The following is a 20,087-nucleotide window of genomic DNA, read 5'->3' as shown; positions in this document are numbered from 1 at the left end:
GGGCGCCCTCCTGTCGGAGGGCGCCCCTTTCCGTATCCGGTCAGCGGTCCGAGGTCACCGTGACCGGCTCGTCGTTCTTGATCTGCTCGACGAGCTGCTTCACCTTCGGCATGTCCCACTTGAAGGAGTTCTGCGGCGCGGAGCCAGCGAGCGGCATGTTCATGGACTTGCCGTCACCGCTGTTGATGCCCTTCATCGCGAAGAACATCTTCCCGAGGTCGTACAGCGACATGTCCTTGTCCACGATCAGCGTGTCCAGACCGGCGCCCAGCGTCGGGTACAGCGTGAACGGGTTGAGGATCGTGCCCGGCGTCGCCGCCTGGTTCGCGAGGGCGGCGAGGAACTTCTGCTGGTTCTTCGTCCGCTGGAAGTCCGACTGGGCGAAGGCGTACCGGGTCCGGACGAAGGCCAGGGCCTGCTCGCCGTTGAGGGTCTGCTCGCCCGCCTGGAAGTCGGCGCCGGACTTCTTGTCCTTGAAGCCCTTCTCGATGTTCAGGTCGACGCCGCCGAGCGCGTCCACGATGTTCGCGAAGCCGGCGAAGCCGATCTCCGCGTAGTGGTCGATGTGCAGGTTGGTGTTGTACTCGACGGTCCGCACGAGCAGCTCGGGGCCGTCCATCGCGTAGGCCGCGTTCAGCTTGGAGCCGCCGCGGGCCGGGTACGCCTTGCCCGACTCGGAGCCGACGAAGTTCGGGATCGTCACCCAGGAGTCACGCGGCAGCGAGACCATCGTGTTCCCGCTGGAGCAGGCCGCGAGGATCATCATCGAGTCGGTCCGCTTGCCCTCGGCGGAACCGGTGTGGAGCTTCTTCTTCTCCTCGGCGGACATGCCCTCGCGGCTGTCGGAACCGACGATCAGATACGTCGTGCAGTCCCCCTCCGCCGGCCGCTCGATGACCTTGGAGAGGTCGACCTCGTTGCGCATCTTCGAGCCGGCCCAGGCGTAGGTGCCGATGCCCCAGCCGAGGACGGCGACGACCAGCACGATCGAGCCGACCTTGATGCGCTTGCGCCAGTCCGGCGCGGGACGGCCGGGGCCCTGCGGCGCGTACTGAGGGGGAACGGTGACGCGGCCGCCGCCCTGGTCCTGGGGGCGGCCGCCGTACACCTGGCCGCTGCTGTAACCGGAGTCGTAGCCCTGGTTCTGCGCCTGGGTGTAGTTCGGGTTGTAGCCCTGGCCGTAGCCCTGCTGGGAACGCGGCGGCTGCTGCGGAACCTGCGGGCGCTGCACGTGGCTCATCCGGCGGGGTCCCTCGGGCTCATCGGGCCAGTCATTCATGGGGACCAGTGTGCCGGGCAGGTCTTTCCGGGCGACAGTCCGGGTAGAAGATCGGACCGGTGCTGTTGCCAAGCTGATGCAAACCGGACCGAACGGCGACCGCGCGAGGACCCGGCATATGGTGGAGGGCATGACAGAACAGGGCGATATCCCGGGCAAGCCCACCTCCGCGTCCCGCACCACTCTCAGCCACATCATGACGAGCCACGACACCAACCTCCTGGGCACGGTGCACGGCGGCGTGATCATGAAGCTGGTCGACGACGCGGCGGGCGCCGTCGCGGGCCGCCACTCGGGAGGCCCGGCGGTCACGGCCTCCATGGACGAGATGGTCTTCCTGGAGCCGGTGCGGGTCGGCGACCTGCTGCACGTGAAGGCCCAGGTCAACTGGACCGGCCGGTCCTCCATGGAGGTCGGCGTACGGGTCATGGCCGAGCGCTGGAACGAGTCCACGCCCGCCACGCAGGTCGGCTCCGCCTACCTCGTCTTCGCCGCCGTCGACGCGGACGGCAAGCCCCGCCTGGTCCCCCAGGTGCTCCCGGAGACCGAGCAGGACAAGCGCCGCAACCAGGAAGCCCAGATCCGCCGCACCCACCGCCTGGCCCGCCGCCAGGCCATCAAGGAGCTGCGGGAACGCCGGGCGGCCGAGGGCTACGAGGACTGACGGGGACCGACCCGGTCACGGGCACACCACCTTGTCCCCGGTGACCGCCTCGAAGGGCGCTTCCGAGGACTCCGCCCGCACCGCCCGGACGGCCTTGTGGTCGCTCCCCACGGTGACCCGCAGCGTCCCGCCCCGCCCCGCGACGGCCCGCAGTTCCGCCCCCGGCAGGGCCGCGGCCAGCGACGTGGCGGACCGGTCCCAGCGCGGGTCGTACTCCACGAGGGTCCGCTTCCGCGGGGAACCGGTCATCGGCGTGCGGGTGGTGTCGAAGCCGGTCGCGCGCAGCGCGTCGTCGACCTTGCGTCCGAGGCCGTCGGTCCGGGTCCCGTTGTAGACCTGGACGCGGACCGTCCCCGGCGGCACGTCCACGACGACCGCCTTCGGCGCCTTCGAGGAGTCCTCCTCCTGCTGCGCGGAAGCGGCGAGCGGCCGGTCGTCCCGCAGGGCCTGGAAGAGCCTCTGGGCCTTGGCCGCGTCCCACTTCACGGTCGAGCCGATGCCCTTCACGGGGAAGCTCATGTCCCCGATCGGCACGGACACGAACTCCGACGAGGCCGGGGTGAAGCCGTGCATCGCCTTGGCGAGCGCCAGCAGCTGATCCGTACCGAACTCCTCGTCGGCCCGCACGGAGCCCAGCATCGTCGTCGCGACCTCACGGAACCGCACCGGGTTGAGCAGCACCCCGCCGTTCGTCAGCTGGTCGATCAGCGCCGCCATGAACCGCTGCTGCCGCTGCATGCGGCCGATGTCGGCGGCCCCGTCGATGTGCCGGGAGCGCACGTACTGCAGGGCCTGCCCGCCGTCCAGTTCATGGGTGCCGGGGGACAGGTCGAGTCCCGTGTACGAGTCCTTCAGGGGCCGCGTCGTACAGATCTGCACCCCGCCGACCGCGTCCACGGTCCGCATGAAGCTCGTGAAGTCGACCTCCAGGTAGTGGTCGATCTTCACGCCGGTCATCGACTCGACGGTCCGCACGGTCAGACCGGGCCCGCCCTCGGCGTAGGCCGCGTTCAGCTTCACCGGATGCGCCCGGTGCTTCCTGCCGCTGGTCAGGTCGGTGTGCTCGGGCATCTCCGCGTACGAGTCACGGGGCAGGCTGACGACGCTCGCCCGCTCCCGGTCCTCCGAGATGTGCACGAGCATCACCGTGTCGGTGCAGTGGCAGGGAGCGCCGCCGAGCCGGTACTTCCTCTTCTCCTCCGGGGTGATGCGGTCCCGGCCGTCCGTGCCGACCACCAGCACGTTCATCCCGTGCCCGGCCTGCGGCCGGTTCTTCATGTCCTTGAAGGGGTCGACCCGGGTGATCCCGGTGTCCAGACCGGTCACCACGGCGTGCCCGATCCCGCCGGCCACGAGGACCGTCACCGAGAGCGCCGTCGCCATCCGCATCCCCCACCGGGGGCGCCTCCGCCGCCGGCGGACCGGTGCGCGACGGGCGGCGGGCCGGGGACGGGGCGTGCGGGGCGGTGTGGGCACGGACGGACACCTCCGCGGGTGTGACTGGGGAACCGTGAGCACGGTAGGCCCATACGATCAGCGCAAGGGCGCACCACCCGCTCGGCGCGCACCGCTGTCCCCCGTTCGCGGTAACGTGGCGGGCAATGAACGCCACGCCCCCCGTCTCCGTGATCATGCCGGTCCTCAACGAGGAGCGGTATCTGCGCACCTCGGTTCGTCACATCCTGGAGCAGGAGTACGACGGCGAGATGGAGGTGGTGATCGCCCTCGGCCCGTCCTCGGACCGCACGGACGAGATCGCCGCCGAGCTCGTCCGCGAAACCGCTTCGGGAAAGCGCCGCGTCATCACGGTGCCGAACCCCACAGGACGCACCCCCGCCGCCCTCAACGCGGCGATCCAGGCCTCCCACCACCCGATCGTGGTGCGTGTCGACGGCCACGGCATGCTCTCCCCGAACTACATCGCCACCGCGGTCCGTCTCCTGGAGGAGACGGGCGCGCAGAACGTCGGCGGTGTGATGCACGCCGAGGGCGAGAACGCCTGGGAGGACGCGGTCGCCGCCGCCATGACCTCGAAGATCGGCGTGGGCAACGCCGCCTTCCACACGGGCGGCGAGGCGGGCCCCGCGGAGACCGTGTACCTGGGTGTCTTCCGGCGCGAGGCGCTGGAGCGGCAGGGCGGGTACAACGTGGAGTTCATCCGCGCCCAGGACTGGGAGCTGAACTTCCGCATCCGCGAGGCCGGCGGTCTGATCTGGTTCTCGCCGGAGCTCCGCGTCCAGTACCGCCCGAGGCCCTCGGTGAAGGCCCTCGCGAAGCAGTACAAGGACTACGGCCGCTGGCGGCACGTCGTGGCCCGCTACCACCAGGGCTCGATCAACCTGCGCTACCTGGCCCCGCCGACCGCCGTCTGCGCGATCGCCGCCGGCCTGGTCGTCGGCGCGGTCCTCACCCCGCTCGGCTTCGTGATCCCGGCCGGCTACCTCGCCGCGATCGCCGCCGGCTCGGTCCCGGCGGGCAAGGGCCTTCCGCTCAAGGCGCGCCTGCAGATCCCGGTGGCCCTCGCGACCATGCACATGTCCTGGGGCTACGGCTTCCTCACCAGCCCCCGCTCGCTCGCGAGGAAGGTCATCGCGAGCCGCCGCCCGGCGGTGAAGGCGGGCGAGACCGAGACGGTCTGACCTCCGCGCACACGGCGACGGCCGGGTCCCCTTCCGGGGCCCGGCCGTCGCCGTGTGTCGGGGGAGCGGGTCAGCTCTTCCCGTCCCAGCGGTAGACGGAGTAGACGTCCATGCAGCTCTCCTTGTCGTCGGCGCCCTCGGGCAGGTCGCCCGCGACGGCCTTCGGCTTCTTGTAGGTGGAGCCCTCGCGCCAGTCGGACCCGACGACGAGAGTGATGCCCTGGACCTTGCCGTCGGCGCGCACGGCCGAGTCGGGCAGGCCGAGCGCCTTCGCCACGGACTGCGCGTTCGCCTTGCCCTGGTCGCCGTCGGCCTTGGGGTAGGTGATCAGCGTGTCCTTGCGGGGCTCGGCCTCCTTGGAGGAGTCGGCCTGGGTGAAGCCCTTGCCCTGGAGGGTCTCGGCGACGGTGCCGGCCCGGCCCTCGGTGGGCGGCTCGTCGTCGCCGGCGGTGCCGTTGACGACCGTCACGGCGAAGGAACCGGGCGCCTCCGCGGGCGTCTTCGGCTTCGCGGGGGCCTTCGGCTTGTCACCGGCCTTGTCGCCGTTCTTGTCGAAGGCGACGTCGTCGCGGAGCATCGAGAACATCTTGTCGGCCGACGCCTTGACGAGAACGTTTCTGTCGCGGTCCTGCGACCACTCCGCCGTCGGGACGGTGGCCGTCGTGAGGCGGTTCATCTTCACGTTCTTGAGCTGCATCGCCAGGTCGAACAGCTTCTTGACCGTCTTGAGCTCGTCGGAGACCTGGAGCGACTCCGTGGCGGTCTCGGCGAGCCCCATGAGCCGGCCGGTGTCGCTCCAGGCGTTCTGCTTCTGGAGCTTGTCCACCATGCCGTTCAGGTACATGTGCTGGGCCTTGGCGCGTCCCTGGTCGTTGAAGAAGGGGTGCCGGGTGCGCAGCCACTGGAGGGCCTGCTTGCCCTGGATCTCGGTCGTGCCCGGGCCCAGCTGCAGCCCGGAGCCACCCTTCACGCGCGCGGTCGGGCGGTCCCACACACCGGTCTTCACACAGACCGGGACGCCGCCGACCTCGTCGGCCATCGCCACGACACCAGCGAAGTCGACCATCAGCCAGTGGTCGATGTAGACCCCGGTGAGGGTCTCCCAGGTGGTGAGGGTGCATCCGGGACCGCCGCGGCTCAGCGTCTCGTTGATGGGCCGGTTGTCCGTCGCGGCGTAGGACTTGCCGTCGTCGCCCTTGCATTCGGGGATGTGGACGATGGTGTCGCGCGGAATGGACACCAGAGAGGCGTTCTTCCGGTCCGCGGAGACGTGCAGCAGCATCTGCACATCGGCGAGCGGCGGGTTCTCCCGGAGGTTCTTTCCCCCTCCCAGCGCCACGTTCTTCGCGTCCGCCCGGCTGTCGGAGCCGATCAGGAGGATGTTCAGCGGGGTGTCGCCGAGCGCGTTCGGCGCGGCCTTCTTCACGCCGCTCTCGCCGCCCGCGCGGCCACCGCTGCGGATGTTGCCGTTCAGGTGCTCGTAGTACAGGTATCCGGCGCCGGCCGTCCCGAGTATCAGCAGCGACAGCGTGATCGCCGTCCACCGCAGCGCCTTGCGCTTGCCGGTCTTCTTGGCCCGCTTGCGCGCGGCGGCGCGGCCGCCCGCACCGCCACCGCCATCGCCGCCGCGACGGCGCGCGGCGCGGCCCGGTGCCGCGGAGGCGTCCGCCTCCTCCTCGGGAGCGTCGTCCTGCGCGCCGGTTGCCTCGCCGGCGTCGTACAGGTCGTCGTCCCAGCCCAGTTCACGGGCGCGCGGAACGCTTTTTCGCGTTCCCTCCCCACGCACGCTGCTCTGTCCCACCCCAGGTCCCCTCGTCAGTCAGCAGTGCTTCAAGTCCCGGTGTTTCCGGGTCACTTGGCGCACACCTGCTTGTCAGCTGCTACCTTCTCCAGATCCTTCGGCGCCTTTGCCGGTCCGGTGATGGGCACCCCCGCGCCCTTGAAGTCCGCGCCGAGGACGAGCGTCATGGGCTCGCGCTCCCCGGCGTCCTGTGTGCCCGGCTTGAGAGCCGTGGCCGGCAGACCCATCATGTCCGCGAGCTTGCGGGCCTGATCGGCCTGGTTCGGTGCATAGGTGAGCGTGGTCTTCGCCGCCTGCTCGGGGGCGTTGCTCTTGTTGGTGGAGCGGTTCACGCCCTCTTCGTTCTGCAGCCAGTTGAGGGTCGACTGGGCCGCCCCCGTGATGCCGCTGCCGTTGTAGACGTCGACGCGCACCTCGGCCGCGGTGGACCGCGTGCCCTTGAGGAGCGCGGCCTGCGCGTTCTTGGCGTCCTGCTGCTTCTTCTTCACCTCGGTGAGCGAGGTGTCGGACTGGAGCATCGCGAACAGCTGCGGCGCCTTGACCGGGTCCGGGACGACCGTCGCCCGGCGGTTCGGGGGCTCGTCCGGGTTGTCGATGACCGGCAGCGTCGCGAACGCGATGTTCTTGGTGTCGATCGAGGACAGCTCACCGGCGAGTGCCTGGAGCTTCGTCAGGTCGCCTATGCCGGAGTCGACGGTGAGGGCGCTCGTCGCCGCGTTGGCGAGGTCGAGGAGCTTGCCCGGGTCCGTCAGCGTGTCGTCCGACTTCATCTGGCGGATCATCGAACTCAGGAACTGCTGCTGGACCTTGATGCGGTCCAGGTCGCTCTCGTTGCCGAAGCTGTGCCGGGTCCGGACGAAGGCGAGCGCCTGCTCGCCCTGGATGACCGACTCGCCGGCGGGCAGCTTCAGATGGGACTTCGGGTCGTTCACGGCCTTCTCGACGCAGACCTTCACGCCGCCGACCGCGGTCGTCATCTCCTTGACGGCGTTGAAGTCGGCCATCATGAAGTGGTCGACCGTCACGCCGGTCAGCTCCTCGACCGTGCGCATGACGCAGCCGGGGTCCCGGCCGTCCTGGCCGAGGCTCACGTTGAAGCGGACGTCGGTCTCGCCCGGGATCGTCTTGATGGTCTTGTCGGCCTGGCGCGTCTGGCACTCGGGGACGTCCGTCTTCATGTCGCGCGGGATGGAGAGCGCCGTGGCGTTCGTCCGGTCCTTGGAGACGTGGAAGAGGATCGTGGTGTCGGCGTGGCCGGGGCTGTTCTTGTCGCCGTAGCCCGCGTTGCCCTCGCCGGTCCGCTTGTCGGTGCCGATGACGAGGATGTTGAAGGCCTTGCCCTTGGCGAAGCCGGCGGCGGTGTCCTTGCCGACGACGTCGACGACGTCGAGGTTGTTGTTGAGCTTGTTGTAGAGGGCGTACGCGCCGGCGGCGCCCCCCACGAGCACGAACGCCATCGCGCCGCCGGTCCACAGGAGGACCTTCTTCTTGCGGCTGGCGCCCTGCTTGCGCTTGCGGCGGCGCTGCGGCGGGATCTGCCCGCCGGCGGGCTCCTCCGGGGCGCGGCGGCGGCGCTGGCCGGGGACGGGCGCGTCGGCCGGCGCGGAAGCGGGTGCGGGCGTGGGTGCGGCGGAGGCGGATCTCCGGGGGCGGGACGGGGTCTGCGCCTGCGACTGCCCAGCGGAGCGGTCCAGTCGCAGTTCGTAGTTGCCGGTCTGCGGGTTGAGGACCCACTGGTCGGCGGGGTCGATCTCGTCCGCCCGTCCACGGCTGTGCGCGTCCACGGTTACTCGAGTCCTCCGTCGGTGCCACGCGAGGCGCCTCCCCCACAGGGCGCCGCTCTCTCGGTCGTTCGATCCTTGGTGAGTGCGACCACGCGGTCGGGGTGCACCGGATCGCGTCACACTATCCGCCCAGTTCAGCGTGGGGCGACGTCCGTGACAAATTCCACGCCCCTTACAACCGGGCAATTTGCTCAAACCTCATCGCTCTCAACGGTCCCCTTGAGATGGCCTTTACTCGCACACCCCTTCCGCCGCGTTGCGCCCCGTGAAGGTCGGCGTCGTGGAGGGTCCCGGTGCGTCCGGGTCGTCGGGCTTCCCGTCCCCACCGCGCTCCCCGTCCTTCCTGTCGTTCTCGGGCGTCACCAGAACGGGCCTGTCCTCGCGCAGTTGCCTGAACAGTTCGCTCGCCGCGGGTTGCACAAGTTCGTCCCGGTTCGCGTCGTATCGGTAGGACCGCCGGGGAACAGTGAGGAACTGCACCTTGTCCGTCGGGATCGCCCGCATCGACCGCGCCAGGTCGTACAGGTCCCTCAGCGAGTCGAGCCCCGGGTCCGTGGTGATCGCCTTCGTGGCCGCGTCCAGGACCGGATAGAGCTTGGTCGGGTTGAGCAGCACCCCGTCGCTCTGCACCTTGTTGACGAGGGCCCCGAGGAACTGCTGCTGGCGGTCCATGCGTTCCGTGTCGCTGCCGTTGCCGAGCGACTTGCGGGCCCGTACGAAACCGAGCGCCTGCTCCCCGTGGAGCGTCTGGCGGCCCGCGGACAGCTTCAGCTTGGCGTCCGGGTCGTTCACGGGCTCCTTGAGGCAGACCTCCACCCCGTCCACCGCGTCCACCATCTTCTTGAAGCCCCGGAAGTCGATCACCATGTGGTGGTCGATCCTGATCCCGGTCAGCTTCTCGACGGTACGGATCGTGCACGCCGTACCGCCGAACTCGAACGCCCAGTTGAACTGCGCGAACTGCTCCCGGGTGCGGGTCCCGTCCGGCTTGCGGCAGCTCGGGATCGTCACCATCAGGTCGCGGGGGAGGGAGACGGCGGTCGCGCTCGCCTTCCCCGCCGCGAGGTGCAGCAGGATCGTCGTGTCGGACCGCTGGGTGCCCTTGTCCCTGCCGTACTTGCGGTTGCCCTCGCCGGCCCGGGTGTCCGAGCCGATCAGCAGGATGTTCCGGGCGGCCGAGGTGCCGGCCGGGGGACGCTCCTTCTCGTACCTCCGCAGCTCGGCGTCGGCGGTGGTGTCCGTGGTGATGTTGTTGTCGAGCTTCCGGTAGAACCACCAGCCGACCCCGGCGGCGGCCAGGACGACGAGCGCGCAGCCGAGGGCGGTCCAGCGCAGCCAGTGGCGGCGCCGGCGCGGCTCCTCCGGAGCGCCGGGCGCCGTCTCCCCGTCCTCCGGTGCCGGGGGATCCGGTTCGGCGGGCGTGCCTGCACGGTCCGTCACGTCTGGTCCGTCCTTCATGGCGTCGGCGGAGCGCCGGGCGTCCGCCGGTCACAGAAGGAGACGGCCGAGCCCGACGCTTGGTTGTGCGGAAGGAGACGACTCCCCCCGGCCGATCATGTACCGGACCGGGCGCGGGGACCCGGGGACTCGGCGCGGTGCTACTCCGAATGGTGCGCCGAGCGGGGTGGAGGGCCGGCGCCGGAGGGCGTCCGGCCGCTGCCGGGAGGCTGCCCGCGGCCCGAGAGGGGGCCGGTGTCTTCCGTCCGCCGCCCTTACAGCGCCGTGTGCGTGACGCGCTCGCTCTCGACGCGCTTCTCCAGGCCTTCGGCGCCCAGCTGGTCCAGGTTCCGGCAGAGGACGACGGAGCCGCCCGCCGCGAGCGGTGCGTACAGGCCCGACGAGAGGCCCTGCCAGTCCGCGTAGCCGAGTCCGGAGAGCAGCCGGGAGCCCGGGGCGAGGCCGAGGGCCGCCGCGTCCGCGCGGGCCTGCTCGACGAGCTGGGCACCAGTGCGTTCCGTACCGTCGACGACGAGCGCCGGAGCCTCCGGATCGACCGGTACGAACGGGGCGAACCGGTCGCCCTGGCTCGGCACCTCGACCGCGTAGTCCGCGTATCCGGCGGGCGCGGCCGGGAAACGGCGGCCCAGCGGGGCCAGGGAGAGCGCGATGCGCTCCCCGGAGCAGGCGAGACCCGCCTCCAGGGTGTCCGGCCCCGCGACCACGACGTCCGCGTCCGCCGGGTCGCCGCCGATCTCCGCGGTCACGCCGACGGACGCGCAGGCGAGCAGCCAGACGGCGCTCTGCCAGTGCGCGGGCAGCAGCAGCGCGAGCCGGTCGCCGGGCGCGGCGGACAGCTCGCCCTGGAGCAGGTTCGCCGTCTTGGCCACCCAATTGGCGAAGGTGGCGACGGACAATTCCACGCGCTCACCGGTGGCGTCGTCGTAGAAGGTGACCAAGGGGCGGGCCGGGTCCGCGGCGAGCGCGGATCGCAGCAGGTCGGCGGGGGTGCGGTCGCTGGCGTTCACGCCGGACAGCGTACGCGGGCGGGTGCGCGGGGGTCCGCCGTACCGGTGACGCCGTCCTCCGGTCGGACCGACGGCCCGTCAGTTTCCCGGCGGATTCCCGGCGCGCGGATCGGCGCGGCGATACGCACGATCGGCCTATGCGTGCCTCACTCGCCTCCTCGATCGCCGTCACCTGCGCGGCGGTACTCGCCCTGCCGGTCTCCCTCACCGTGCCGGCGGCGGCCTCGGCGCCACCCGCGGCCGCCTCCGCACTGCCACCCGCGCCCGAACTGCCGGGCTCCACCCAGTCGCTGCCGCTCCAACCGCTCGGCGCCGCCACGCGGTCCCTGGGCGGCGGGGCGACCGGCTCGGGCGAGCAAGGGCTCACCCGACGTGACGTCAGACCCTTCTCGCTCGTCGGCGTCGTCTGGGACGACCCGACGGCCCCGCTGCACGGCACCGTGCAGGTCCGCACCCGGGCCACCGGGGGCGGCGCCTGGTCGGAGTGGCAGGACGTGGAGACCCACAACGAGGAACACGGTGCCGACCCCGACTCCGCCGAGGGTCACGCCCGGGCGCTCCGCGGGTCCACCGCCCCGCTGTGGGTGGGCGACTCGGACGGCGTCGAGATCCGCGTACGGGGGGAGGAGACGCTCCCCTCGGGCCTGCGGCTCGAACTGGTCGACCCGGGGGAGGGCCCCGGTGCGGACCGGGACCCGGACCGGGCGGCCGAGCCCGAGGCCCCCGCCCCCCACACCCGCAGCGCGGCGATGCCGGCCGCCCCGGCCGTCCTGAGCGCGGCGGAGGCGGCGGCGAGCGCGGTGAACGCCCAGCTCGCCCCGTACGGCGCGACCTGGATCCCGGCCCTCTCGAAGGAGGAGACCGAGCTCACGGTCCGGAACATGCCGCAACAGGAAGCGGCGCAGACGGCCCAGGCGGCCGCGGCGGAGGCCGCGGGACGGGGGGCGCCGGCCGCGGTCGCGGCGAAGCCGTACATCGGCCCCCAGCCCAAGATCATCACCCGTAGGGGCTGGGGCGCGGACGAGAGCATCCGCGAGAAGGGCTTCGTCTACACGAAGACCATCAAGGCCGCCTTCGTCCACCACAGCGCCACCGGCAACAACTACACGTGCAGCAAGGCCCCCTCCGTCCTGCGCAGCATCTACCGCTACCACGTCCTGAGCAGCGGATGGCGGGACTTCGGGTACAACTTCGCCGTCGACAAGTGCGGGAACATCTACGAGGGCCGGGCGGGCGGCGTCGCCAAGCCGGTCCTCGGCGCGCACACCCTCGGCTTCAACACCAACAGCATGGGCATCGCCGTCCTCGGCACCTTCACCAAGAGCAGCCCGCCGGCCGCCGTGGTCACCGCCGTCGCCCGCCTGACGGCCTGGAAGCTGGGACTGCACGGCGTGAACCCCAAGGGGGTGTCGTATCTGGTGTCAGGCGGCGGAAACCGGTTCAAGAAGGGCACGACGGTACGGTTCAACGCCATCGCCGGACACCGGGACGGATTCGCCACGGAATGTCCCGGCGCACGCCTCTACGGCAAGCTCGGCACGGCCCGCACGAGCTCGGCGAAGTACCAGGGAAGGCCCTGATGGGGGCGCGGATGAGGGCAGGGAGGCAACCATCTGCATAAACTGACCGGTCATATCGCACGGACGACCGAGACGGGCGAGCTGACCGGCCCCGAACAGGAAGCAGAGACGACAAGGTGACAGAAGCGATCCTCCTGGTCGGTGGCAAGGGCACACGGCTGCGACCCCTCACGGTCAACACGCCCAAGCCCATGGTCCCGGCGGCGGGCGTCCCCTTCCTGACCCATCAGCTGGCCCGGGCCCGTGCCGCCGGCGTCGAGCACATCGTGCTCGCCACCTCGTACCTGGCCGAGGTCTTCGAGCCGCACTTCGGTGACGGCTCCGCCCTCGGCCTGAGCCTGGAGTACGTCACCGAGGAGGAGCCCCTCGGCACCGGCGGAGCGATACGCAACGTCGCCTCGCGGCTGCACTCGGGTCCCGACGAGCCGGTCCTCATCTTCAATGGGGACATCCTCACGGGCCTGGACATCCAGGCCCTCGTCGAGACCCACTCCTCCTCCGGCGCGGACGTCTCCCTCCACCTCACCCGGGTCGACGACCCGCGCGCCTTCGGCCTGGTCCCCACGGACGCCACCGGACGCGTCACGGCCTTCCTGGAGAAGCCGCAGACGCCGGAGGAGATCGTCACGGACCAGATCAACGCGGGCGCGTACGTCTTCAAGCGCTCGGTCATCGACACGATCCCCGCGGGCCGCCCGGTCTCGGTCGAGCGCGAGACCTTCCCCGAGCTCCTCTCCTCCGGAGCGCACCTGCAGGGCATGGTGGACTCCACGTACTGGCTGGACCTCGGCACCCCGCAGGCCTTCGTGCGCGGCTCCGCCGACCTGGTCCTCGGCCGCGCGCCCTCCCCGGCCGTCCCGGGCCGCTGCGGCGACCGCCTGGTCCTGCCGTCGGCGCGCGTCGCCCCGGACGCCAAGCTGACCGGCGGCACGGTCGTCGGCGCGGACGCGGTCGTCGGCGAGGGCGCGCGCGTCACGGGCTCCACGCTGCTCGCGGGCGCGATCGTGGAACCGGGCGCGGTGATCACGGACTCCCTGATCGGCGCGGGGGCCCGCATCGGCGCCCGTACGGTCGTCAGCGGCGCGGTCATCGGGGACGGGGCGCAGGTGGGCCCGGACAACGAACTCCGCGAGGGAGTCCGCGTCTGGTGCGACACCACCCTCCCCGCAGGCGCGGTCCGCTTCTCCTCGGACCAGTAACCCACCCGCCGTCGCTGGGGTGCGGGCCCAGGCGCGGAACGCGGAGGCGCCGCCCAGGTAAGGCGTCGCCCAGGCGCCCGCCGCCCCCACCCACCCCGGCTACGCTCATACGCATGGCCGGCCGCTACGCACCCAGACCCACCCGCACCACAGTCCGCGGCGGCCACGTCCCCGTCCCCCGCTCCCTCGACACCGCGCAGGACCTGGACCTGGGGCTCACTCTCGGTCCCCTCCGCCGCGGCCCCGCCGATCCCACCTTCCGGGCGACCCCGGACGGCTCGGTGTGGCGGGTCTGCCGGACCCCGGACGGCCCCGGCACGCTGCGGGTCCGCATGGACGGGGGACGGGCAGGGGCGGAGGCCTGGGGCCCGGGCGCGGCCTGGCTCCTGGACGGCCTCCCGGCGCTCCTGGGCGCCGAGGACGACCCGGCCGCCTTCGTCCCGCGACACAAGCTGCTCCTGGCGACCCACCGCCGCCGCCCGGGTCTGCGCCTGACCCGCACGGGCCTGGTCCTGGAGTCGCTGATCCCGTCGGTCCTGGAGCAGAAGGTCACGACGCACGAGGCCTACGGGTCCTGGCGCCTCCTCGTGAGGAAGTACGGCGAACCGGCCCCCGGCCCGGCCCCCGAGGGCATGTACGCGATGCCCGACGCCCGCACCTGGACCCAGATCCCGTCCTGGGAGTGGCACCGGGCGAACGTGGACGGCAAGCGCGCGGCCACGATCGTCCGCGCCGCGCGGGTGGCGGCCCGCATGGAGGAGGCGGCGGCGATGGACGGCCCCGCGGCACGTGCGCGCCTGGAGCTGATCCCGGGCATCGGCCCCTGGACGAGCGCGGAGACGATCCAGCGCAGCAACGGCGCCCCGGACGAGGTCACCACCGGCGACCTCCACCTGCCCGGCATCGTCGGCTGGGCGCTCGCGGGCGACCGTACGACGGACGACGAGGCGATGCTGGACCTCCTGGCCCCGTACGCGGGCCAGCGTCACCGCGCGGCCCGCCTGATCCTCCTCAGCGGCCGCGTGCCGCCCCGCAGGGCACCCCGTATGACTCCGGGAGACATCCGCCGCCTGTGACGGGTGGGGCCGGTCACCGCGGTGACCAGCCCCACCCGGAGACCCTCTATCCGACGGCCAGTTTCCCCGTCCAGCCGCCGGCGGTGGCACTGATCATCTCCGTACCACTGCCCGACAGCACGGTCCGGCCGCCGGCGTAGAACCGGACGGCACCGTCGGTGCGCACGGTCCAGACGTCCGGGATGCCGTCTCCGGTGGCATCCGGGGTGCCGAAGAGGAACCGGATGCTCGTCCGTCCCCATCCGGCCGCGCCGTACACAAGGTCGGCGCCTCCGGCGGACGCGGCCGACGAGGCGAACGAGGCCAGATCGACCCCGGTACCGGACGCGGCCTTCTTGCCGTTGCGCAGCAGCAGCCGGGCGGTGGAGTGGGACCTGTAGACGAGGTCCGTCACACCGTCGCCGCTGACGTCCTGGACGGTGACGATGTCCTGGTCGAGCCACGGGCTGGACGAGACGAGGACCGCTTGTTCGACACTCGCTCCGTGGTAGCCGATCAGGGCCCACAGAGTGTCCCCCACCTTGACGAAGAAGTCCGCCTTGCCGTCGCCGGTGGCGTCGCCGGCGGAGACGATCTGGGCGAAGGTGCTCGGTGCGGGGGCGTTCGGCGGCAGCAGGATCTCCTGTCGCTCGTCGATGTTCACGGCCCCGTACCCGTCGCCGGGGTAGACCCACAGCCGCCCCTCCCGGACGGCGATGAGGTCCTGCAGGCCGTCGCCCCCGTAGACGTCCCCGAGATGGGTGACGAGCGTGTTCTTCCAGTAGCCGGACGGCGCCGCCACGTACGCCGGCTTGCCGTCGTTGCCCGTCGGGGCCTTGTCCGGGTTGCTGCGGTAGGCACCGGACATGGAGTAGTCGAGGTCACCGGTTCCCTTGGTCAGGTCGGCGGTCGCCTCGGACGGGTAGAGACGCAGGTTCCCGTTCGCGTCCACCACCATGAGGTCGGGCAGCGCGTCCCCCGTGAAGTCGCCCGGCTTGTCCTCCTGGTCGCGTGGGGTCACGTAAAAGAAGTACTTGCGGGGGTCGGACACGTGGCCCGCTCCGTCAACGGCGCGCACGTACAGCACATTGGGGCCCGCCAGGGGCGGCTTGGCGTTCGACACGGTCGTCACCGTGGTGACCGGCGCCCCACTCGTGCGGGCAACGGAGAACGGGTACGAGGCCTGGTTGAAGCCGTACTCGAACTTCACGACGTCCGTCTGCGATGCCTTGAACGAGAAGGAGCCCGCGGTGCCGAATTTGACCGTGCTCCATTTCGAGTCCTCGGCCTCGTTGTTGAATCCGTTGTCATTCGCGTCGGCATCGGGGAACTGTGTCGAGCTGACGATCGGCGGGGTCGGCCGTGAGTTGTCGAAGACGAAGCGGCACGGCGTCGTCGTGTGAGACCCGACGGGAACCGTCCTCTACCTGGGGGAGACCGAACTGACCGCCCAGGCGGGGGTCATCACCAAGGCGGCCCGTTCGTACACCCAGGAGAAGGCCCCAACCGTCGTCCGTTCCACCCTCAACGGTGCCACCAGCGGGCACAAGCTCCTGGTGATCCTCGCCGATCACCTGGGTACGGGAACCACGACCGTCGATTTGGGCAGCGGGCAGCAGGTGACCCGACGTTCCTTCAAGCCCTACGGCGAGGCGCGTGGGCCCCAGCCGACCGCGTGGCCCAACAAGCGGGGATATCTCGGCGTCGGCATCGACGACACGGCCTTCGGGCTGGTCCACCTGGGCGCCCGGGAGTACGACCCGAGCACCGGGCGCTTCATATCGGCCGACCCCGTGGTGGACGTCTCCGACCCGTTGCAGTCGAACGGCTACGCGTACAGCCACAACAGCCCGGTCTCCCGCAGCGACCCGACGGGGCTCTACGACCCCGACCAGCGTGCGTGGGAGCAGCAGCAGGAGCGCAAGAGGCGCGAGCGCGAGTACTGGGCGACGGTCAATGAGAAGTACACCAAGGCCCACGACGCGACGATCGTCGCGTACCAGGCTTGGCTCGTCGCGGTGAAGCCCCACGGAGGCGGCCGGGTCACGGTGGACCTTCAGAAGACGATGGGCTACCGCGACTCGGAGAACTGGATTCCCAAGGGCTCGGCGAAAAGTCCGGGGAAGAACGGCGGCTGGGCCGACCTCCTGTACTGGACCGACGACACCGTCTACGTCTATGAGGTGAAGAACTGGGGAGGCAAGGCCGAGAAGGGCGGCAAGGTCGAGGTCGAGAACTACGTGAAGTACCTCAAGGAGTACTTGGCCACGCAGGAGGACAAGAAGCATCTGCAGGTCAAGATCGGCCCTGACCTTCCCCCCCTGAAGACCCTCAACCCGTTCAAACCGAACGAGATGGTCGACTCCTTCCCATCGGCCGTCGGCGACGGGGTGATCGCCTACAAGACCAAGAGCCTCAAGAAGCCCCCGCCGCCGCCCGCGTACAACCGGCAGCCCCAGGAAGCACCCGAGAAGTCGTGGTGGAAGACGAAGTGGGAGGGGTTCTCCGAGAAGGCCGGAGAATGGTGGCACACGAACGTGGAGAACCACGACTGGTCGACGAACCCCTGGACCCCCACCGCCCCGGCAGGGGGACCGATCCCGATCGTGATCCCGGTTATTCCCTGACGGCGGGACGTTCCCGTCGACCACCCGGGGCTAGGCTTCGGATGGTCGGCGGGTGCCGGCGCTGCGGAGACTGCGAAAGGCTGATGAGGCTGTGGGGCTGTCGATGATGCGGATGCCCGAGGAGGCGTTGCGCGAAGGGTTCGACGCGGTCGTGCGCCGCTTCGAAGAGGCGGAGAGCGCGAGCGCGGACGGCACCGGCGGTGTTCCGGCCGGAACCTTCTGCGACCTCGGCGAGGAGGCATGGTCCTTGCGTGCCGCCCTGACTCCGGCGACGGGGGCCGAGACCGCGGAGAACGCGACCGATGGCGGACGGTTCCTCGGAGACGACGAACTGGGCACGGCGTGCGCCTACCTCACCTCCGCCGAGGTGGCGGGGGCGGCCGAGGCGCTGGCGGCGATCGACGTCCGGTCGGTGCTCGCGGCGAGCGACCCGTCGGTCTTCGGGATCCGTGGCAGCCTGCCGCCCGGATACCTCGATTCCGTGTGGGAACAGGCGGAGGAGCTCGTGGAGCTCTTCACCGCGGCGGCGAAGGCCGGTGAGTGCGTGGTGAAGCGGATCGAGGAGTAGTCCGCTCCCCTCCCCCGGGCAGGAAGACCCGGGGAGCGGTCCGCTCCTCGTGCCCCGGCGTGGGGACCACTTGTCCGGCTCCACGCCGTTCCGTCTCAGCGCACCTCGACGAACTCCGAGGCCCACCGCGCGGGCCGGTCTTTCGGAGGGGCCGCGGGGTGACCGATGGCGACCGCGCCCATGGGGTCCCAGCCGTCCGGCAGCCCGAGGACGTCCCGTACGACGTCCCGGCAGAACATCGTCGAGGACACCCAGGCCGAGCCGAGCCGCTCACCGGCCAGCGCCACCAGGAAGTTCTGCACGCCCGCGCCCGTCGCCACCACGAACATCTCGCGCTCGGCGGCGTCCCGGCGCGGGTCGCCGTAGTGGTGGGAGCCGTCCATGACGAGGCAGGGCACCGCGAGGTAGGGCGCGTGCCGCAGGACGTCCCCGCGCCGCACCCGCTTCGCGATGGACTCCTCGGACCTGCCGTCCCCCCGAAGGTCCGCGATCCACGCGTCCCGCATGGCGTCGAGCAGCCGCGTCCGCGACTCCGCGGACTCCAGGAGCACGAACCGCCACGGCGTGGTGTGGTGCGGCGCGGGAGCCGTCACGGCGGCGGCGACGGCCCGCCGGACCGCCCCCGGGTCGACGGGCTCGCCGGTGAACTCCCGTACGGTCCGGCGCAGCGTCACCGCCTCCCGTACGGCCTCCGAGGTCCCGAGCCGGAACATGTCGTCGGCGGCGGAGCGTACGAGCGCCCGCGCACCGTCCTCGTCGTCGCCGCCCACCACGTGGGGCAGTCCGCGCACGACGGCGACCGGCAGCCCGGCCGCCTTGCCCTTCACCAGGTCTCCGGCGGCGGCGAGTTCGTCGGCGGTGGCGACCACGGTCGCGCTCAGCGGATTGCCGTGCGCGTCGGTGCCGCCGCGCAGGTCGTCGAGGACCCGCACCCCGGCCGCACCGATCGCCACGTCGGTGAGCCCGCTGCGCCAGGGCCGCCCGAAGGTGTCCGTGACGACGACGCCGACGTCGACGCCGAGCGCCTCGCGCAGGCCCGAACGGATGCGCCGCGCCGAGGCGTCGGGGTCCTCCGGCAGCAACAGCACGGTCCCGGACGGGGTGTTGGAGGCGTCGACCCCGGCGGCGGCCATGACGAGCCCCTGCCGGTTCTCGACGATCCGCAGGGGACCGCGCCGGGCCACCACCCGTACCGTCTCGGCGTCGATGGCCTCCTCGCGGTCGTCGGCCGCGATCACCCGTCCCTCCGCCTTGCTGACGATCTTGGAGGTGACGAGCAGGACGTCCCCGTCGGCGAGCTCGGGCGACACGGAGGCGATCAGCTTGGCCAGGTCGTCCCCGGCGCCCACCTCTGGCAGCCCGGACAGGGCCCACACCCGGTACGCGGGCTCGTGCGAGCCGGCGCCACCCCCGGTCGCCCCGGCGCCCCCGCGCCGCTCCGACGGCTGCGCCCTCGTCACCCCCGCACCTCCTCGGCCAGCGCCAGCGCCTCGCGCGCCATCGCGGCCGTCGCGTCCAGGTCCGTCATCATCAGCGGCACCGCGCGGCAGGCGATCCCCGCCGCCTCGACCTCCGCGACCGCGCCCGCGTCCACGGTGTCCACGAGCCAGCCGCCGACGAGCTCGGCGCCGTAGTGCAGGGCCACCGCCGCCGCCGTGGACTCCACGCCCACGGCCGCGAGCACCTTGTCGGCCATGCCGCGCACGGGCGCGTCGCCGACGATGGGGGAGAGGCCCACGACGGGCGCCCCGGCCGCGACGACGGCGTCGCGGATCCCGGGCACGGCCAGGATCGTGCCGACGCTCACCACGGGGTTGGACGGCGGGAAGAGGATGACGTCCGCCCCGGCGATCGCCTCCAGGACGCCCGGCGCGGGCTTCGCGGCCTCGGCGCCGACCGGCACGACGGCCTTCGCGTCGACGGAGGCGCGCAGCTTCACCCAGTACTCCTGGAAGTGCACCGCGCGCTGCTCGCCGTCCACCTCGATCGCCACGTGCGTCTCGACGCGGTCGTCGGACATCGGGAGGAGGCGCACGCCGGGCTTCCACCGGTCGCACAGCGCCTCGGTGACGGCGCTCAGCGGGTAGCCCGCGCCGAGCATCTGCGTACGGACGATGTGGGTGGCGAAGTCCCGGTCGCCGAGGCCGAACCACTCGGGCCCGACCCCGTACGCCGCGAGCTCCTCCTTGACGGTGAAGGACTCGTCCGTACGTCCCCAGCCCTGCTCCTCGTTGATGCCACCGCCGAGGGTGTACATCACCGTGTCCAGGTCGGGGCAGACCTTCAGCCCGAAGAGATGGATGTCGTCACCGGTGTTGCCGATGACCGTGATCTCCGCGTCAGGCGCGGCCTGCTTGAGGCCGCGAAGGAAACGGGCACCACCGATGCCGCCGGCCAGAACCACAATGCGCATGCGGACAGTCTGT

Annotated in this window: 16 protein-coding genes and 1 pseudogene; 8 read left to right on the top strand and 9 right to left on the bottom strand. The window is 71.4% G+C overall.

Going from position 1 to position 20,087, the window contains the following annotated elements; translation table 11 throughout:
• Window positions 1-40: 40 nt before the first annotated feature.
• Window positions 41-1,279, bottom strand: a complete 1,239-nt coding sequence (locus ACN9MM_RS15610) for an LCP family protein (protein ID WP_426364192.1) — start codon at window positions 1,277-1,279, stop codon at window positions 41-43.
• A gap of 130 nt (window positions 1,280-1,409) precedes the next feature.
• On the opposite strand from ACN9MM_RS15610, the gene ACN9MM_RS15605 reads away from it, so the two are divergent.
• Complete coding sequence (locus tag ACN9MM_RS15605; protein ID WP_426364191.1) at window positions 1,410-1,943, top strand: acyl-CoA thioesterase; 534 nt, start codon at window positions 1,410-1,412, stop codon at window positions 1,941-1,943.
• Window positions 1,944-1,958: 15 nt separating this feature from the next.
• Here the strand turns inward: ACN9MM_RS15605 and ACN9MM_RS15600 are convergent, their stop codons facing one another.
• Window positions 1,959-3,332, bottom strand: a complete 1,374-nt coding sequence (locus ACN9MM_RS15600) for an LCP family protein (protein ID WP_426364190.1) — start codon at window positions 3,330-3,332, stop codon at window positions 1,959-1,961.
• Between the two features lie 212 nt (window positions 3,333-3,544).
• On the opposite strand from ACN9MM_RS15600, the gene ACN9MM_RS15595 reads away from it, so the two are divergent.
• Window positions 3,545-4,582 carry a glycosyltransferase family 2 protein gene (locus ACN9MM_RS15595; RefSeq protein WP_383676215.1) on the top strand — a complete coding sequence of 346 codons (1,038 nt, stop codon included), beginning with the start codon at window positions 3,545-3,547 and terminating at the stop codon, window positions 4,580-4,582.
• A gap of 70 nt (window positions 4,583-4,652) precedes the next feature.
• Here the strand turns inward: ACN9MM_RS15595 and ACN9MM_RS15590 are convergent, their stop codons facing one another.
• The 4 genes from ACN9MM_RS15590 to ACN9MM_RS15575 form a co-directional block, all read right to left on the bottom strand.
• Entirely contained in the window at window positions 4,653-6,383 is a 1,731-nt protein-coding gene (locus tag ACN9MM_RS15590; RefSeq protein WP_426364189.1) for an LCP family protein, read from the bottom strand.
• Window positions 6,384-6,433: 50 nt separating this feature from the next.
• Window positions 6,434-8,167 (bottom strand): LCP family protein, encoded by a 1,734-nt coding sequence (locus ACN9MM_RS15585; RefSeq protein ID WP_426364188.1) that lies wholly within the window; start codon window positions 8,165-8,167, stop codon window positions 6,434-6,436.
• Between the two features lie 231 nt (window positions 8,168-8,398).
• Entirely contained in the window at window positions 8,399-9,607 is a 1,209-nt protein-coding gene (locus ACN9MM_RS15580) for an LCP family protein (protein ID WP_426364187.1), read from the bottom strand.
• A 272-nt stretch (window positions 9,608-9,879) separates the two neighbouring features.
• Window positions 9,880-10,632 (bottom strand): TIGR03089 family protein, encoded by a 753-nt coding sequence (locus ACN9MM_RS15575; RefSeq protein WP_426364186.1) that lies wholly within the window; start codon window positions 10,630-10,632, stop codon window positions 9,880-9,882.
• A gap of 137 nt (window positions 10,633-10,769) precedes the next feature.
• Between ACN9MM_RS15575 and ACN9MM_RS15570 the strand changes: the two genes are divergently transcribed.
• From ACN9MM_RS15570 to ACN9MM_RS15560, 3 genes are all read left to right on the top strand, one after another.
• On the top strand, window positions 10,770-12,212 hold the full coding sequence (locus ACN9MM_RS15570; protein WP_426364184.1) for a peptidoglycan recognition protein family protein: 1,443 nt from the start codon (window positions 10,770-10,772) through the stop codon (window positions 12,210-12,212).
• A 116-nt stretch (window positions 12,213-12,328) separates the two neighbouring features.
• Window positions 12,329-13,411, top strand: coding sequence for a sugar phosphate nucleotidyltransferase (locus ACN9MM_RS15565; RefSeq protein ID WP_426364182.1), 1,083 nt, complete (start codon window positions 12,329-12,331; stop codon window positions 13,409-13,411).
• A 113-nt stretch (window positions 13,412-13,524) separates the two neighbouring features.
• A complete protein-coding gene (locus ACN9MM_RS15560) occupies window positions 13,525-14,487 on the top strand; it encodes a DNA-3-methyladenine glycosylase family protein (RefSeq protein ID WP_426364180.1) in 963 nt (320 codons plus the stop codon).
• Between the two features lie 46 nt (window positions 14,488-14,533).
• Here ACN9MM_RS15560 and ACN9MM_RS15555 read toward each other — a convergent pair whose 3' ends face one another.
• The gene (locus ACN9MM_RS15555) at window positions 14,534-15,589 is read right to left on the bottom strand and encodes an FG-GAP repeat domain-containing protein (protein ID WP_426364178.1); all 1,056 of its coding nucleotides are present in this window, start codon (window positions 15,587-15,589) and stop codon (window positions 14,534-14,536) included.
• On the opposite strand from ACN9MM_RS15555, the gene ACN9MM_RS15550 reads away from it, so the two are divergent.
• The 3 genes and pseudogenes from ACN9MM_RS15550 (at window position 15,576) to ACN9MM_RS15540 (ending at window position 17,661) form a co-directional block, all read left to right on the top strand.
• Window positions 15,576-15,869 (top strand): hypothetical protein, encoded by a 294-nt coding sequence (locus ACN9MM_RS15550; RefSeq protein ID WP_426364176.1) that lies wholly within the window; start codon window positions 15,576-15,578, stop codon window positions 15,867-15,869. The two genes, ACN9MM_RS15555 and ACN9MM_RS15550, sit on opposite strands and share 14 nt — an antisense overlap.
• Before the next feature lie 3 nt (window positions 15,870-15,872).
• Window positions 15,873-16,346: pseudogene (locus ACN9MM_RS15545) on the top strand (RHS repeat-associated core domain-containing protein); the annotation flags it as partial.
• Between the two features lie 850 nt (window positions 16,347-17,196).
• Window positions 17,197-17,661 (top strand): DUF1877 family protein, encoded by a 465-nt coding sequence (locus ACN9MM_RS15540; protein ID WP_426364174.1) that lies wholly within the window; start codon window positions 17,197-17,199, stop codon window positions 17,659-17,661.
• Between the two features lie 95 nt (window positions 17,662-17,756).
• On the opposite strand, the gene ACN9MM_RS15535 is transcribed toward ACN9MM_RS15540, so the two are convergent.
• Window positions 17,757-19,121: a coenzyme F420-0:L-glutamate ligase gene (locus tag ACN9MM_RS15535; protein ID WP_426364172.1), complete on the bottom strand. Its 1,365-nt coding sequence runs from the start codon at window positions 19,119-19,121 to the stop codon at window positions 17,757-17,759.
• Window positions 19,118-20,074, bottom strand: a complete 957-nt coding sequence (cofD, locus tag ACN9MM_RS15530; RefSeq protein WP_382872030.1) for a 2-phospho-L-lactate transferase — start codon at window positions 20,072-20,074, stop codon at window positions 19,118-19,120. The genes ACN9MM_RS15535 and cofD overlap by 4 nt, the downstream gene beginning before the upstream one ends.
• Window positions 20,075-20,087 lie beyond the last annotated feature (13 nt).

The sequence above is a fragment of the Streptomyces sp. E-08 genome, from assembly GCF_049913095.1.
Classification (GTDB): domain Bacteria; phylum Actinomycetota; class Actinomycetes; order Streptomycetales; family Streptomycetaceae; genus Streptomyces.
The sequence above is the reverse complement of the archived record's forward strand: the minus strand, read 5'-3'. Positions and strand labels throughout refer to the sequence as shown.

Excerpts from the sequence above, each read along its gene's own strand:
- ACN9MM_RS15610 (WP_426364192.1), bottom strand. The coding sequence starts at position 1,279 with ATGAATGACTGGCCCGATGAGCCCGAGGGACCCCGCCGGATGAGCCAC.
- ACN9MM_RS15605 (WP_426364191.1), top strand. The coding sequence starts at position 1,410 with ATGACAGAACAGGGCGATATCCCGGGCAAGCCCACCTCCGCGTCCCGC.
- ACN9MM_RS15600 (WP_426364190.1), bottom strand. The coding sequence starts at position 3,332 with ATGCGGATGGCGACGGCGCTCTCGGTGACGGTCCTCGTGGCCGGCGGG.
- ACN9MM_RS15595 (WP_383676215.1), top strand. The coding sequence starts at position 3,545 with ATGAACGCCACGCCCCCCGTCTCCGTGATCATGCCGGTCCTCAACGAG.
- ACN9MM_RS15570 (WP_426364184.1), top strand. The coding sequence starts at position 10,770 with ATGCGTGCCTCACTCGCCTCCTCGATCGCCGTCACCTGCGCGGCGGTA.
- ACN9MM_RS15560 (WP_426364180.1), top strand. The coding sequence starts at position 13,525 with ATGGCCGGCCGCTACGCACCCAGACCCACCCGCACCACAGTCCGCGGC.
- ACN9MM_RS15540 (WP_426364174.1), top strand. The coding sequence starts at position 17,197 with ATGATGCGGATGCCCGAGGAGGCGTTGCGCGAAGGGTTCGACGCGGTC.
- cofD (WP_382872030.1), bottom strand. The coding sequence starts at position 20,074 with ATGCGCATTGTGGTTCTGGCCGGCGGCATCGGTGGTGCCCGTTTCCTT.